The organism is Sulfurovum sp., from assembly GCF_015493435.1.
Taxonomy (GTDB): domain Bacteria; phylum Campylobacterota; class Campylobacteria; order Campylobacterales; family Sulfurovaceae; genus Sulfurovum.
On sequence record NZ_WGDD01000058.1, the window covers coordinates 21,600 to 36,700 of the forward strand.

14 protein-coding genes are annotated in these 15,101 nt (G+C 43.9%); 5 read left to right on the forward strand and 9 right to left on the reverse strand.

The features are described 5' to 3' along the window. Nucleotides 1-63 precede the first annotated feature (63 nt). The 3 genes from trxA to F8L24_RS10540 all read right to left on the reverse strand — a co-directional run bounded on the left by trxA (nucleotide 64) and on the right by F8L24_RS10540 (nucleotide 1,704). The gene (gene trxA, locus F8L24_RS10530) at nucleotides 64-441 is read right to left on the reverse strand and encodes a thioredoxin (RefSeq protein ID WP_294955406.1); all 378 of its coding nucleotides are present in this window, start codon (nucleotides 439-441) and stop codon (nucleotides 64-66) included. Nucleotides 442-526: 85 nt separating this feature from the next. Beyond that, nucleotides 527-1,210, reverse strand: coding sequence for a metallophosphoesterase (locus tag F8L24_RS10535; protein ID WP_294955407.1), 684 nt, complete (start codon nucleotides 1,208-1,210; stop codon nucleotides 527-529). After that, nucleotides 1,207-1,704 (reverse strand): transposase, encoded by a 498-nt coding sequence (locus F8L24_RS10540; RefSeq protein ID WP_294955408.1) that lies wholly within the window; start codon nucleotides 1,702-1,704, stop codon nucleotides 1,207-1,209. Before F8L24_RS10540 ends, F8L24_RS10535 begins: the two co-directional genes overlap by 4 nt. Nucleotides 1,705-2,083: 379 nt before the next feature. Between F8L24_RS10540 and F8L24_RS10545 the strand changes: the two genes are divergently transcribed. After that, on the forward strand, nucleotides 2,084-2,839 hold the full coding sequence (locus F8L24_RS10545) for a hypothetical protein (RefSeq protein ID WP_294955409.1): 756 nt from the start codon (nucleotides 2,084-2,086) through the stop codon (nucleotides 2,837-2,839). Nucleotides 2,840-2,888: 49 nt separating this feature from the next. Here F8L24_RS10545 and argC read toward each other — a convergent pair whose 3' ends face one another. Beyond that, nucleotides 2,889-3,896, reverse strand: a complete 1,008-nt coding sequence (gene argC / locus F8L24_RS10550) for an N-acetyl-gamma-glutamyl-phosphate reductase (RefSeq protein ID WP_294955410.1) — start codon at nucleotides 3,894-3,896, stop codon at nucleotides 2,889-2,891. Between the two features lie 73 nt (nucleotides 3,897-3,969). Continuing rightward, a complete protein-coding gene (gene greA, locus F8L24_RS10555; RefSeq protein WP_294955411.1) occupies nucleotides 3,970-4,461 on the reverse strand; it encodes a transcription elongation factor GreA in 492 nt (163 codons plus the stop codon). A gap of 260 nt (nucleotides 4,462-4,721) precedes the next feature. Here greA and surE point away from each other — a divergent pair, with 260 nt between their 5' ends. Together surE and F8L24_RS10565 are read left to right on the forward strand one after the other, a co-directional pair. Further along, entirely contained in the window at nucleotides 4,722-5,510 is a 789-nt protein-coding gene (surE, locus tag F8L24_RS10560; protein ID WP_294955412.1) for a 5'/3'-nucleotidase SurE, read from the forward strand. After that, the gene (locus F8L24_RS10565) at nucleotides 5,507-6,151 is read left to right on the forward strand and encodes a ThiF family adenylyltransferase (RefSeq protein WP_294955448.1); all 645 of its coding nucleotides are present in this window, start codon (nucleotides 5,507-5,509) and stop codon (nucleotides 6,149-6,151) included. Before surE ends, F8L24_RS10565 begins: the two co-directional genes overlap by 4 nt. A gap of 6 nt (nucleotides 6,152-6,157) precedes the next feature. Here F8L24_RS10565 and F8L24_RS10570 read toward each other — a convergent pair whose 3' ends face one another. The 3 genes from F8L24_RS10570 to F8L24_RS10580 form a co-directional block, all read right to left on the reverse strand. Continuing rightward, nucleotides 6,158-7,042 carry a metallophosphoesterase gene (locus F8L24_RS10570; protein WP_294955413.1) on the reverse strand — a complete coding sequence of 295 codons (885 nt, stop codon included), beginning with the start codon at nucleotides 7,040-7,042 and terminating at the stop codon, nucleotides 6,158-6,160. 22 nt (nucleotides 7,043-7,064) lie between these two features. After that, complete coding sequence (gene ccsA / locus F8L24_RS10575) at nucleotides 7,065-10,181, reverse strand: cytochrome c biogenesis protein CcsA (protein ID WP_294955414.1); 3,117 nt, start codon at nucleotides 10,179-10,181, stop codon at nucleotides 7,065-7,067. Between the two features lie 139 nt (nucleotides 10,182-10,320). After that, nucleotides 10,321-10,680, reverse strand: a complete 360-nt coding sequence (locus tag F8L24_RS10580) for a hypothetical protein (RefSeq protein WP_294955415.1) — start codon at nucleotides 10,678-10,680, stop codon at nucleotides 10,321-10,323. A gap of 178 nt (nucleotides 10,681-10,858) precedes the next feature. Between F8L24_RS10580 and F8L24_RS10585 the strand changes: the two genes are divergently transcribed. Continuing rightward, complete coding sequence (locus F8L24_RS10585) at nucleotides 10,859-11,794, forward strand: helix-turn-helix transcriptional regulator (RefSeq protein ID WP_294955416.1); 936 nt, start codon at nucleotides 10,859-10,861, stop codon at nucleotides 11,792-11,794. A 15-nt stretch (nucleotides 11,795-11,809) separates the two neighbouring features. Here F8L24_RS10585 and polA read toward each other — a convergent pair whose 3' ends face one another. Beyond that, complete coding sequence (polA, locus tag F8L24_RS10590) at nucleotides 11,810-14,506, reverse strand: DNA polymerase I (RefSeq protein ID WP_294955417.1); 2,697 nt, start codon at nucleotides 14,504-14,506, stop codon at nucleotides 11,810-11,812. Between the two features lie 172 nt (nucleotides 14,507-14,678). Between polA and F8L24_RS10595 the strand changes: the two genes are divergently transcribed. Next, nucleotides 14,679-15,086, forward strand: a complete 408-nt coding sequence (locus F8L24_RS10595) for a hypothetical protein (RefSeq protein WP_294955418.1) — start codon at nucleotides 14,679-14,681, stop codon at nucleotides 15,084-15,086. Nucleotides 15,087-15,101: the final 15 nt, after the last annotated feature.

The following is a 15,101-nucleotide window of genomic DNA, read 5'->3' on the forward strand; positions in this document are numbered from 1 at the left end:
TGTTTTTCTTTTTAGGCATTGTAACAGAAATTAAAGTACTTCTGCTTTGAAAAAGAGTTGAATTTACTCAGCACTCCCGGCGGCCTGCTGCTCTGCGATCTCTTTTCGGACCATATCCATATCGAGTTCCTTCACCTGTCTGATAACATCCTTGAGACCCTCTTCGGGCATAAGACCCGGCTGCTGGAAAATAGCGATATTGTCTCTCAAAATAATGGTCGTCGGGATGGAACGGATCTGGAAATGTCCGGCCAACTCCTGTTCTTCTTCCGTATTCACTTTTCCGAAAAGAATATCCGGATATTCTCCGGCTGTTTTTTCAAAGATCGGAGCGAACTGTTTGCACGGTCCGCACCACGGTGCCCAAAAGTCAATTACGACGATATCGCTGGATTCTACTTTCTCGTTAAAGTTCTGCGCGGTTAAATTTTCTAATGCCATGTTTGGTCCTCTGTTTTGATATAGTCAACATTATGACATACTGGACTGAAAATAATGGTATGATCCGGGAGAAAAAATCAACCTTTTAGAGTGAAATGAATTCTATCCTTCCCTCTTTTAACACAGCAACCTGTCCCTGACAGGCAAGTGAAGGCAGGGAAATATAATTGCCTATTACTCTGGCCTGATGGTAATGCCCCTCGATCACAAGATCGCAATCTGCATAATCTTTCATGATCATTTCTACCCGCTTTTCGAACCCTGTAAAAGTATGGCAGATATCTTTCTGTAAAAGTTTTTTCATCCTGTCATTGATGATCGCTTTTTCAAAAGGTTTCAGGATCGTCAGGGTGGTCTTGCTGCGCATGATCCTGCAGTAAAGGTCATACCCTGCTCCGGTCGCAAATCTGTCACCGTGGGACATACCCACTTTTTTCTCCCCCAGTTTAAAATACACAGGCTGATCTTCCCTGCTGTACACATTTATATCGGGGAAAAGCTCCTGAAGGCAGAAGTCGTGGTTGCCTTCAAAATAGTGTATCTCCATCTGTCGTGAAAGATCCTGCAACAGCTGGATAGCCTCTGAAGAAAAAGTTTGTATGTAGTCATTGTAGCCAAAAAGAAGGTCGAAGTTGTCTCCCATTAAAAAAAGTTGAGGAGTTTTGCTTTCCCCCTTCTCCAGTTTTTGAAGCAGTGTCAAAAAGCCATCACCATGATGAGGATAATGAGAATCGGCAACAAACAACGCACCCTCTACTATCATTCTCATCTCATCCCCTTCTTGACTATCGCACTTACCGTTGATTGTGCCAAACCCAACACTTTTGCGATCTTGTGTTGGGAATATCCCTCCTGGTATGCTTTACAGATGATAGTATTTCTCTCTTTAGTCGTTTGCACATTTTCAAAATACTTTTTGAGTCTCGTGCTATCCAACTGCTTCTCTACATGGGGCGCTTCTACCAGACTTGAGGCTTTTCGCATCTCCTGCAGCTCTGTGCTGTCCACATCAGTCGTTAAAAATGCTTTTATGGCTTCCTTCTTCTCATGGTACTGCTTCACTATCCATGCACTTTGCAGACACTCAGATAGCCCCTGCCACAGATGCCCTGTTCTTTTGTATTTTTTATTGAAGTAAATGGCGTAGTTCATATTGAGCTGTCTCATGAACTTTGAGAGGTTTTCCTGCCTTATCTCTATGAGTAGATGGTAGTGGTTTAACATCAGGCAGTAGTTATGCAGTGTGATCCCATAACTTTTCATATGAAAACACATGAGCTCTTCAAAGTAGGCATAAACCAGGGTGACTAAAGATACTTATCCTATCCACACCCCTATTGATAATGTGATAATACCCTGCCCTCTCAATACGCAGCCGTCTTGCCATTTTAGCTCTTTCTTCTGTGATAAATATATGATAGCAAAAACCAACTTACGATTACGTTCACCTTCTTTTACTTCGAAAAGAAGGCATAGTTATTTGGATTATCTCTCTCCAAACAACTTTGAGATAAGATATTATGCAGACATCGAAAAATAAGAGGTGTTAGCGGCTAATTTAGTGTCTACTAAATAATACGGATAATTTTGATATCATACTGTAATGATGATCAGCGCGCCCGTTAGGTAAAGGAAAAACAGATTGCAGATAATTATACAAATATGTAGAATAGTAAGTTATATTATAGCCTACTCTTGCATCATTGCAGCTGTTACGAATGATGGGTTTAGTGGATATTTTTTTGGAATTCCGTTTGTAATATATCTTTTTCTAGACACCATAATTTTAATATTTAAAAAATCACCCATTTCCATTATTCATATACTGTTTCTAGTGACTTCAATTTATACAGCGAAAAGTGATCGAAGTGATTGGAAGATTATTCATCCTCTTATAAATGAAAAAATCACTGTTCTTTCTGATAGAAATATTACACATAATGAATATTTTCCCTATGAAATCGATCTTCCTCGCTCAAAACAATCTAATTATACTTTGCATAAAGGAGAGTCTTTTACTATAAAACGGCAGATAGTAACAGGGCATCCAGATTTTGGAATAAGCTATATATTTGAACTGGGAAATAGTGACAATCTCAATACGATTACAACTTTTATTGAAAATGCGAATAATTTAACTATAGATTATGGAGCAGTTGGCAATGGGTATCGAAAATTAGACAAGAGCAAATTTTTCATTGACGATATTTCTCTTCTATATCATGGCTATGATAAATGGCTTTCTTGTGATACTACATCTTTAAATAGATTTAATAGTTTTGGTTTTTTGCTTGTTTATATTTACTATATTCCTATAAGTATAATATTTATCATAGTATCATTAATATACCTAACAAACCAAAGGAGACCAATCAAAAACCCGCAAGCGGATTTTTAATTGCTCATTAGGCATAAAGAAAAAGGTGTGAATATAATCCTACCTTCTCCTACGGTATATAGGAAATCACGGGCAATCCCATCCCTTCATCGTATCCGCACATCAGGTTGGCCGCGGCCAGTGCCTGTGAACTTGCTCCGCGCAGCAGATTGTCTATGGCAGAGTTGACAAAAAGTGCATTGCCGTTCTTGGCAGCAAAGATGTCACAGAAGTGCGTTCCAGCCGTACTCTTGATGTCAACCGGTTTTTCTCTGATGCGGATGAATTTGTCATTGGCATAGTGTTTTTTCAGGACTTCCAGAGGGTCGATATTTTCTTTGAGCGTAGCATAGACAGAGATAAGCTCCCCCCGGGTTGCCGGAATGAGATGCGGTACAAAATTCACATTCATCTTTGCCCCGTGTATTTTTTCTATCTTTTCTGCTATCTCCGGTGCATGACGGTGTTTGAGCGGATTATAGGCAAAAATATTGTCATTGACCGTTACGAAATGTGTCGTTTCTGAAAGTTTCTTCCCAGCTCCGCTCACACCCGACTTGGCATCGACAAAAAGCGGCGCAGCAGTATCAATATAGGGGATAAAAGGAAGAATACCGAGCAGCGTGGCCGTAGGATAGCATCCCGGACCGGCCGCAAGCCTGGCTTTCTTAAGGTCTTCCCTGTAGTATTCTATGAGCGCATACACACTTTCATCAAGATGTGCTTTGTCCTCATGCTCACAATAGTGTGCTTCATAGGTATCGAGTTCCAGACGGTAATCCGCTGACAGGTCCACAACCTTGACACCTTTTTCGATGAGTCCTTTGGCAAAGCCCATGGAAGCTTTGTGGGGCAAGGCAAGAAAGACCAGTTCACAGGCATTGGCTACAGCATCAACATCCGCTTTTTCCACCCTCAGTGTGATGACACCTTCGAGTGAAGGATGTAACGCTTCAATGGACGTATCGCCCTGTGTCGTAGCCAGATAAGTTAGTTCGAAACCCGGGTGGGTGACCAGCATCTTGACCAATTCAAGTCCTGTGTATCCGCTGGCGCCTACTACACCTACATTTATCATTTTACTGTCCTTTTGGGTGCGTGATTACGCACCCTACATTTGGAATATATATATTACCACATCCGACTAAATACTATTTGCCGAGAGTGATCTCTTCGTAGAGTATCTCTTCGATGTCATAGGATTTTTTACCGCTGGGGAGGGTAAGCTCCACTTCATCCCCTTCTTCTTTTCCGATGAGCACTCTTGCCATAGGCGACTGAATGGAGATGAGACCGGACTGCGGGTTTGATTCCTGTCCGCCGACTATGGCATAGCGTACTTCTTCATCCGTATCCTGGTCCACCAGCACCACGGTTGAGCCGAAACTGACACGATCATGCGAAAAAGTGGATGGATCGACTACCTGGGCACGCCCTACTACATCGGTCAGTTCGGCGATACGCGCTTCCATCAACCCCTGTTTGTCCTTGGCCGCATGGTACTCTGCGTTCTCTTTAAGGTCACCGAGTTCACGTGCTTCATCGATGACCTTGGCAATGACCCCTCTTTCCACTGATTTCAGCTGTTCCAGCTCTTCCGATAATTTTCTGTATGTTTCTTCCAGCATCGGCTCTTTTTGCACGATTCGTCCTTTAAAATGATTTATTATAATTTTGGATATTATACCAAAACTTGTCTAATCGCTAAAAGCATCTTTGAATTTTGCTGGACTTCTGTGTGTTCCCAAACCTGGTATATCCTATAATAGTTTGGATGTTATCGATGAAGTGAGTTATACAACAATCGTACTGCAAACAATTAGAAAAAGTAAAAAGATTAAGAACAGCTATAGTACTAAACCATCCCCATTTTTGTTATAATACCTCAAAAAAAAGAGAAAGTATGTCAGAACGAAAACAGATACTTGTCACCAATGACGACGGCTATGACTCAAAGGGACTCATAGCCTTGGCAGAAGCCCTTAAACCTTTGGGTGATGTGACTGTCGTTGCACCTACAACTGAGAAATCTGCCTGCGGGCATTCCCTAACGCTGACCAGACCTTTGCGTTTCATAGAAATAGACGAACATTTCTACAAACTCGATGACGGAACCCCTACCGACTGTGTTTTTCTTTCACTTACCAAACTTTTTACCGGAGACAAAAAACCCGATATCGTCATTTCCGGCATTAATATCGGTGCGAACATGGGTGAGGACATCACGTATTCGGGAACAGCCTCGGCAGCAATGGAGGCGGTACTTCAGGGGATTCCGGGCATTGCGGTTTCGCAGGTTTACATGAACAGCGGTGAAAGCATAGAAAAATACGGATATACTCTGGCACAGCAGAGCATTGCCGCACTGGTTCAAAAAATATTTGAAGGGAATTACCCTCTGCCCGAACGCAAATTCCTCAATATCAACATTCCGCCTATCCCTGCTGCTTCCTGCAAAGGTTTCAAGAGTACACGACTGGGCAACAAACACTACGGTTTTCATGCAGAAGTACATTACAATCCGCGCGGACTGGAATACTACTGGATAGGCCTTCCCCGTCTGGAGTGGATGGAAACCACAGGCCATACAACTGATTTTGAAGCGGTGAAAGAAGGCTACGTTTCTGTCACCCCTGTACAGCTTGACATGACTTCGCATGATGACATCAAAGCACTGGAGAAATGGCTGTGAGATATGAACGCTGCCGTATGCTCTTTGGAGAGAGAGACTTTGAAAAACTTCAAAAAGCCAATATACTCATACTTGGGGTCGGCGGGGTCGGTTCCTATGCACTGGATTGTCTTTACCGCTCCGGTGTCAAGCACATCACCATTCTTGATTTTGATATTTATGATGAGACGAACCAGAACCGACAGATCGGCTCCGAAGCAGTCGGCAGGGCAAAGGTAGAACGTCTTAAAGAGCTCTATCCAGGGGTAAAAACCATCCATCAGCGTATGGACATAGCCTGGGTAGAGAGCTTTGACTTTGATCCGTACGATATCATCATCGATGCGGCCGACACAACCAGAGTCAAAATCGAAATTGCCAAAAAGTGTTACCCAAAACTTATTATGGCTCTGGGTTCCGCAAAACGCTACGATACAAACAGCATAGAAGTTGCTTCCATCTGGAAAACCCACGGTGATGCACTGGCACGCAAGATACGCAACGAACTCAAAAAAGCGAAGTTCAATAGAAATTTCACCGTGGTTTTCTCTCCGGAAGAAGACAAATGCAAAGAGAAAGGCTCCTGTGTCGCCGTGACAGGGGCGGTTGGCCTGACCGTCTGTTCGGAAGCGATCAAACGTATACTCAGCACAAAAGCATAGAACAGACTACGCGGTAAAACAGTACTCCTTGCCATTCCAGCCGACTTGTCTGGCCTCCATATTCTGTCCTTCAAGTTCATAGACCCAGCAGCCTTCATGGCCTTCCATGGTGGCACTGCCCGCACAGAACAGTTCACTTTTCACTTCCGGAACATGCAGACGGTAGGTTTTGTGGATATGCCCAAAGAGAATGGCACCGTTTTCAATGCCGCTGCAGGTTTTCAGAAACTCATCCGCATTGATAAGACCATGCAGTTTTTTGTCATCCTGTCCGTTAGAAAGACGGGGGGCATAGTGGGTGATCACGAAGAGAAAACGTCCTTGCAGTCGTTCATCTTTGAGTATGTCACCGAGTGATTCAAGCTGTTCAGGCGGTATCTCGCCGCTGGATACCCAGGGCAAAGGATTGGGACGGGCACTGTTGACGGCGATCACAGCCGCTTCATCGCCCACAAGCCGTATCAGCGGCCAGTGCCCTCCCCGGCAGTACTCAGGAAGATCATTTTGCAGTACACTGCAGAACTGCTCGCTGAAACGGTAGTGGCTGTTTCCCTCATGCACATAAATATCATGGTTTCCCGGTACGGTAATATAGTTCTGAGGAGGGGTCATCATGGGTTCAAGCATCTGTCTGGCCAATGTCAGTTCACTTTTGAGCCCCAGCGCAGTGTAGTCCCCTGTATTGATCACAATATCGATGCTGTTTTCTTCTTTAAAACGTAGCAGTGCGGCAAGTTTTTCTTCTGTCTCATCAAAATATTTCGCCCGCCCCCGAAGCAGGTTTACAGCACCAATGGCACGCTTGCTGAACCACTTCTTCCAATGCATGTGTCTTATCTGGATATTGACATGAATATCACTGAAATGCAATATGCGAAGAGGCGTGTTCATGTTATCTCCATAGGAACTGTCATTATGACGATGTCGGTGCTGTGACTTTTTTTATCTTTCTGTTTCTCCATGCCAGCAGTGTCAACAGCGCAAGGCCTGCAATGCCGTAATAAACCCACATAGGGATAGGCACAGGGTCTCCCGCTGCATAGGAGTGCAGGCCTGAAAGGTAGTAGTTGACCCCGAAATAGGTCATAAGTACCGAGGAATATGCCCACGTTGATGCAACATTGAAAATAAAGATATCATTCAGCTTTGGTACAAACCGCATATGCAGTACTGTAGCATAAATAAGAATGGTCACCGCCGCCCAGGTCTCTTTGGGATCCCAGCCCCAGTAGCGTCCCCAGCTCTCATTGGCCCAGACACCGCCCAGGAAGTTTCCGACAGTCAGCAGCATTAGACCGATGATCAGTCCCATTTCAGCAAGGTTCGTCAGCTCTTTGATGGAACGGTCAATATTGGCGTCGCCTTCTTTGCCGCGGATAATAAAAAGAATCAGTACCAGCAGGGAAAGGATGGAACCGAGTCCGAGGAAACCGTCTCCCGAAATAATGGTCGCCACGTGGATCATCAACCAGTAGGATTTCAGAACCGGAACCAGGTTTGTGATCTCCGGGTTAATGAAGTTCATATGTGCAACACCCATGGTCACACCGGCAAGGATGGCAGTACCTGCAAGGGCAAACGGTGAACGTCGCGCCAGAATAATGCCTGCCAGCACGGTGGCTGCCGCGATGAATATGATGGATTCATACGCATTGGACCACGGAGCATGTCCGGCAATATACCATCTTATCCCCATGCCAGCTACCTGCAGAGCAAAGGCTGCGATCAAAACAGCCCAGGAAATACGCATGATCCACTTCATAGGGAAATTCGGCTTGACCACATGAATGAAAGAGAACATCAGAAGCAACAGACCCAGCAGCAGATAGACGGGCACAAGCTTGCCGAAAAGTCCGAGTTTGTTATACCATATCTCCATTTCGATATGCTTGCGGCTCGGCATTACGGCCGCTCCGTAAGTTCTCTGATATTTTTTGATCCCCTTGAGTGCAAGGTCGGCATTTTTCCAATTGCCTGTTTTCAATGCCTGACCAACCATAATAAAGTAGGCGGAAATAGCCATTTTGACTTCCTGCGCCTCTTTTGGAGGGAAAGTTTTCATTGCATCCATTGGGGCATACCATTTATGGTTCGGGTCATTCGGTTTTGGGAAAATCCGCATCATTGATCCCTGATATACCATATAGGAAACATTGACACGTTCATCAATTTTGATCAATTCTTTGTCATACTGGGTTTTTTCCAACGGTTTTTTTCTGCTTGCTGCCGAAACAGCATCAAAAATTTTGTACGCATGGTCTTTTTTCTCAAAAAAGTCGGTAAATTTGGCATATTTGGCATCATCAGGGAGCCCAAGTTCACGCGCAATTTTTTTATGGCCTATCTTGATCATGGGAATATTCTGATAAACGTCGGGCTGAAGGGTCATACCGAGAAAGACTTGTGTCGGTTCCAGGCCGAAAATCGAACTTTTTCCTGTGATCTTGGCAACGACATCATGCGCGATCGTATCCATCGGTTTCATACGTCCCCTATGGTCCTGCACTACAAGCTCTCCGAACTGCACTGCATGGCCGGCATTGTATTTTGAAATGGTCTTGAGCTGTTCAGGCGTAATATTCGGTGAAGCAGCCTGTGAATGCTGCGGTGCAAAAAGCATGAGTGCAAAGAGCAGAGCAAGTGCTCCGTGCTGAAGCTTTCTGGCACCTTTGAGCAGTTTCTGGAAGCGTCCGTTGGGAATGAAAAGACTCCAGATCATTCCTATGGCAAGCAGGATATAGCCCAGATAGGTCGGGAGTGTACCCGGATCATGGTTGACGGAAAGCACTGTACCTTTTTCATCAGGATCATACGAAGACTGGAAGAAACGGTAGTTTCTATGGTCAAGAATGTGATTCATATAGATTTTATAAGGCATGGTCAAGTTTTCCTCTTTGTCTATCAGTACGACATCACTGGCATACGATGAAGGGGTCATAGAACCCGGATAGCGTTCCAGTTCGAAATGGACAAGTTTGATGGAGAACGGCAGTTCGATCACTTTTGCTCCAATGCTCATATTAATCTTAACACCGTCAAGTGTCACGGTATGCCATTTGCCGGTCTGACCTTTTACAGGACGGAAGGTTACTATTTTACTGTCATTTCCTACGCTGACCTTCAGTTGTACGAACTCTGCCTTGCCGGGTTTTGTTTTAAGGCTGTCAGAGACGGTTTTGACAATGACCTTCTTTTCAACCGATTTCAAAACGACCGCATTGTCCGCAAAACGGTAAAGGGTTCTGCGTGAAAGATTGTTGTCTCCCGCATTCAATTCTTTTTGCTGTTTGGTATTCATGTTGAGTGTTTCAAGAATAAAAGGAAAATGTACTTTCAGTGCATCCGGCTCACCGCTGATGAGGAATGTCGGTTTGTCTGTTTTTTCCGTTTTGGGTTCATACGCCACATAAAAATTCCCGAAATCTTTTCTGTCGCCTTTGGCAAAGTAGTAGAACTTTCCGCGTCCGCCTGCCGAGATCTTCATCTCCAGCATTGTTTTCCCGTGAGGGTCTTTCACTGCTTTCTCTTCTGCGGTAGGCAGATATTTCACCATGGTTATCTTGACTTTTTTATCTCCTACTTTCAAATCTTCGGAGAGATGGTTCTTTGTCATAGATGAAAAATAAAGCGGTTTTTCCAAAGAAGCGTTCTGGTCGCCGCTGTGGGCAAATACCTGCAAAACCTTTTCACTCGAAACCATAATATTGCTCGTCTGTCCTTCACGAATATGCATGATACCCTCATAACCGACATAACGGGTGATCAGTGCACCGATGGCGATAATGAAAAAGGAAAAGTGGAAAAGGAATACAGCCGGTTTGGTTTTGTATGTTTTGTATTTGAAAATGTTGTAAAGAAGAATCGCAACAAAGTAAACCAGGAAAAGTTCAAACCACCTTGCCTTATAAACGAGCGCCTGTGCTGTCTGTGTACCGTAATCATTTTCTATAAATGTCGCGATACCAATGGATACACCGAAGATGAACAGCACCAGGACTGCCATTTTCATGGAAAAAATATGTTTTAACATGGGAAAAATAAACCTTTTGTCGGAAATAGAGATACCCCTGAACACATTTTACGCATCTATCGCAGTGCTCAGGGTACCCGGAGAGCCGATTATATCCCATCTTTATTAATCATTCGTTAATTTTGTCAAGAAATCGTATCTATCCCTGTTTTACTTTTCGCTTTAACACTTCAAGACGCTGCATAGCCAAGGCGGTTTCAGGGTTAAGCTCTATGACTTTGAAGTAGGCATCTACCGCCAGTTTCGGTTCATCGAACATTTCATACGCCATACCCAAAGCCAAAAAATATTCCGAATCATTCGGCTTGAGTTCACTTGATTTTTTAAAAGATCTGACCGCATTGGAGACATCTCCCACTGCATTAAAATATGTTCCCAGCATATAATAGACTTCCGCATCATCATTTTTTTCCTGAAACAGTAACATGAGTATATTATGCGCCTCTTCATATTTTTCTTCATGTATCAACTGCTCTACTGTTTTTTTTGTATCAGTCATACTGTTTCCTTTTTTACTGTGATGCGGAAGTATAGAATGTATCTTCCCTTTTGATAAGGGCATCTTTGATAAAAAAAAATTAAAAAAATGCCAAGTTGCACAAGAAAAAAAAGTTTTTGCTATACTGTTAGTGCAAATATGCATCATTCTAAATGAAAGAGAGAAGGGGAAGAGTAACGTGAATTTCAGCGACTATCTAAAAACATGCCGCGAACAGAGCCGTCTTACACAGGAACAGCTGGTAGAGGAACTTTACCTGTTTGACGATAGCGTGTTCCGTGGCCTGGATACTACCACTGTCAGCAAATGGGAAAGGATGGTCACACAGCCAAAAGTCCCGAAACAGGTCAGAATACTCCAGTATTTTCAGGGTAGACAGAAAGGAAAAGCATTTCCCTGTCTTGACAACTGCAGCATAGAGGAAAATGAAAGTGCCCTTTGTAAAAGAGGTATAGAGAATCTGATTATCGGAAAACGCAAAGAACTTGTACTGAACTTTCCCTCCGAAATGATGACTGCAGACAATCTCACCCTGACACATTTACGCAACAAAGAGCAGCAAAGGCAAAAAACACTGCTTGAAGTCGCAAATGACATGCGGAACAGCTATCATCCGGCTTTTACCCATATGCAAGATATGCCTATTCGCAGCTGGGCTCTGTATCCGGGGAATCTTTTTCTTATCTCCCAGTACAAAGATGTCATCACAGGGTTTCTCTTTGTCCTGCGCCTGAAAAAAGAAATACAGAAAAAGATCCTCCATTTTGAAATGCAGCCGAATGCCTTGACCTTGGAAGATTTTGCTTCATTCGACGAACCGGGAAACCATCTTATACTCAACTTTTTTGCGCTGAATCCTAAGTCAGCCGTTTTGCTGAGCATCAGATATTATGCCCACCTGATCGCCAACCAGGACAATATTGAAAGTATCGGCGCAGCCGTTGCCAAGGAAGAGGCAAAAAGAATACTCGAAAATATGAACTTGAGTCTCATTGACCGCTATACCAAAGAAGATACGGAAGTGACCTCGTATAGGGAAATACTGCCAAACGTCATTGCCAGCGAGAATGTTGTCCGTATGCTTTTCAGAAAAGAAGCCTGTCCCGAAGAATGATACGGAATACGATGACTACTTCAGCTCACCCCAGCAGTCCCCGACACTGACAGAACAGACCAGCGGCACTTCAAGTTCCCAAATCTCTTCCATTACATGTTTAAAACGCCTGGAAATTTTTTCAACCGATTCTTCTTTGACCTCAAAGATCAGTTCATCATGAATTTGCAGCAGCATATGTGCTTCCAGCCCTTCATCTTCTATCATGGCATCGATATCATTCATCGAAAGCTTGATGAGATCGGCAGCAGAACCCTGGAAAACAGTATTGACCGATTCACGCATGTAGGCTGCTTTTTGCATACCGTTGGCATGTTCATAGTCAAAAATACGTCTGCGCCTGAGCAGTGTCTCCACATAACCGTCTATTTTCACCCGCTCCTGAATACTTTCAAGAAAATGCTTCACTGTCGGGAAGGAAGCAAAATAATGACTGATGATCTCTTTAGCTTCAGAAGTACTGATGCCCAGTTCATCTGAAAGCTTTTTCGGGCCCATACCATACAGCAGTCCGAAATTCACGGATTTGGCGAAGTTCCGTTTGGCACGGGCCTCTTCCTCCCCAAAAAGTTTGACGGCTGTCGCCATATGTATATCCATACCGTTTTTAAATGCTTCCATCAGTGCCGTATCTTTTGAAAAATGTGCCAGCAGACGCAGTTCGATCTGGGAATAGTCAATACTTACCAGCCGGTATCCTTCTTTAGCGACAAAGGCTTCACGGACCGAACGCCCCAGAGCGGAACGGACAGGGATATTCTGCAGGTTCGGATCTCTGGAACTCAAACGTCCTGTTGCCGTGCCTGTCTGAACAAAGGAAGTGTAAATGCGGCTTTTTTCATCTTTTTTTGCCAGCCTCAGCAGGGGCTCGACATAGGTAGACAGCATTTTCTGGTATTCACGATACGCCAATATCTTCTCGATGACCGGATGTTCCCCTTTAAGCGACTGGAGTACCGCTTCGTTCGTACTGTAGCCGGTCTTTGTCTTTTTCCCTCCCTTGAGACCCATTTGCTGAAAAAGTACTGCGCCAAGCTGCTGTGTAGAACGAATATTGAACTGGCTTCCGCTGAGATCATGGATCTCGGCAGTGAGTTTAACCAGATCATCACTGAGCTGCTTCTGCAAAACTTCAAGTCTTCCCTGATCTACTTTGATCCCCAGACGCTCCATGCGGATCAGAACATTGATAAAAGGATACTCTACATTTTTTGCCTCTTTCAGCAAATGGGTCAGGGAAGAAAGTTCCATTTTCTTTTTGATAGCACCGTAGAGCAGATAGGTCATCCAGGCATCTTCTGCCGCATAGAAAGTTGCATCTGCAATAATGACATGGGAAAAGTTTTCCCCTTTTTTCACCATTTCCTTAAACGGCTTCATGGTATATTTGAAAAATTTCTGCGCCAGTGAATCCAGTCCTACCTTTGAACCCGGATCGGTAAGCCAGGCCATGATCATCGTATCGGCAAACGGCAGCACTTCTTTAATGCCGTGCTGATGGTAAAGCAGGGAAAGGTCAAACTTCAGATTTTGGCCTACGATCCGATGTTTCATCAGTTTTTGAAGTGCTGCATCCGCATCTGCAACGGACACTTGCTCTTCTACACCGAGATAACTGTGCCTCACCGGCACATAATAGGCTTTATCACCCGAGGTGCAAAAGCTGAACCCGACCATTTTGTCTGTTTTGGTATCCAAACCTGTTGTTTCAGTATCGAATGCAACAAGGCTGTCGTGCGGCAAAGCATCGATCACTTCATGCAGTTTTTCTTTGGTATCAAGGGTAACGGCTTCAAAAGAAAGTACCGGTGTTTTCGGTTTTGGCGGAGTGATGTCATGGCAGCCCGCTTCGTTCTGTCCGACTTTTGCCTTTTGCAATGCACGCTTCATCTCATATTTCTCAAATTCGTCCACCAGGCAGCTGAGATAGTTCCGTTCCTCGAACTCAAATCGGCTCAGGTCGAGATTATCATAAACATCATCACGCATCTTTACCAGCTCACGTGAAAGAAATGCACTTTCTTTGTATTCAAGCAAAAGGTTTTGAATGCGCGGTGTACCGCACTCTTCTATATGGTCGTAAATGTTTTCAAGCGTATGAAATACATTGATGAGCTTCGCTGCCCCTTTGACACCGATACCTTTGACTCCGGGAACATTGTCGGAAGTATCGCCTACAATCGCCTGAAAATCAACGAAATCTTTAGGGTTTACACCGAATTTTTCAATACAGGCGGCTTCATCGATCTCTTTGCGTTTCACTGAATCGTACATTACCACCATGCCGTCATCAATGAGCTGATAGAGGTCTTTGTCATGAGAAACCACAGTTACCTTCATTTGCTGTTCTCTCGCGAATTTGGTAACTGTGGTAATAATATCATCCGCTTCAAACCCTTCTTTTGAAAGATTGGCAAAACCCATTTTCTCCACCCATTCTATCGCTATGGGCAGTTGTTTGACAAGGTCTTCCGGCGGTGCTTCGCGATTCGCTTTGTACTGCGGGTAGATTTCGTTTCTGAACGTCGGCCCTTTGCTGTCAAGTGCGAAGACCAGGTAATCTGTTGCATGGTCCCGGTGCAGTGAATCTACAAGATTCACAAAACCGGTTAAAAGTCCGGTGGGAAATCCTTCCGAATTACGCAGGGGCGGCAGAGCATAATATGACCTGAAGAAGAAACCGAATGTATCTATAATGGTGATTGTTTTCAAAGGGAAACCTGATTTTTTTCTGTATTTTAGCCTATTTCGCATTACAAGCCGTACCGATTAGCAGATGCCCAAATACTATGCAGCAGACTGCCTCTTATTTTACACTGTTTTAAGTAAAGTATTATTATTTTTAATATAGAATAGGACACAATAAAAATATTAAATTTGTAAAGTGAGTTATCTTATGCAGGGGAAACAACGATCGCACGGTACTTCCATCCATTTTGCACATCCGGAAGAACGTATAAAATCTGCTAACGGTATCGGCGGCAGCTTTACAAAACAGGAAGTCCAATTGAATGATACCCCCTTATTTTTCCCAGAAGGATTTGAAAAGATCTTTCTGGCAATCTATTTTATCTCTCTGCCCTATATTCTGGGTCTTATTTTTCTCTTTTTCTACATAGCGGAAGGAAAGTTCAAAGTTTTTATTGCGGTCAACCACGATTCGCCTTTCCTGATGACATGGGCGATCGGATATGAAATACTTGCTACGCTGGTGATCTTGTGGGTCATCAAGAGCGCTATTTCATTTACCCGCGAGAATTCACGAAAACATTTGCACACACTTCGACAATAGGCTGCAGCAGTATTT

Bases quoted from the DNA above. Each gene is read 5' to 3' on its own strand.
- surE (WP_294955412.1), top strand. From the start codon at position 4,722: ATGTCAGAACGAAAACAGATACTTGTCACCAATGACGACGGCTATGAC.
- F8L24_RS10580 (WP_294955415.1), bottom strand. From the start codon at position 10,680: ATGACTGATACAAAAAAAACAGTAGAGCAGTTGATACATGAAGAAAAA.
- trxA (WP_294955406.1), bottom strand. From the start codon at position 441: ATGGCATTAGAAAATTTAACCGCGCAGAACTTTAACGAGAAAGTAGAA.
- F8L24_RS10570 (WP_294955413.1), bottom strand. From the start codon at position 7,042: ATGAACACGCCTCTTCGCATATTGCATTTCAGTGATATTCATGTCAAT.
- F8L24_RS10535 (WP_294955407.1), bottom strand. From the start codon at position 1,210: ATGAGAATGATAGTAGAGGGTGCGTTGTTTGTTGCCGATTCTCATTAT.
- F8L24_RS10540 (WP_294955408.1), bottom strand. From the start codon at position 1,704: ATGAAAAGTTATGGGATCACACTGCATAACTACTGCCTGATGTTAAAC.
- argC (WP_294955410.1), bottom strand. From the start codon at position 3,896: ATGATAAATGTAGGTGTAGTAGGCGCCAGCGGATACACAGGACTTGAA.
- ccsA (WP_294955414.1), bottom strand. From the start codon at position 10,181: ATGTTAAAACATATTTTTTCCATGAAAATGGCAGTCCTGGTGCTGTTC.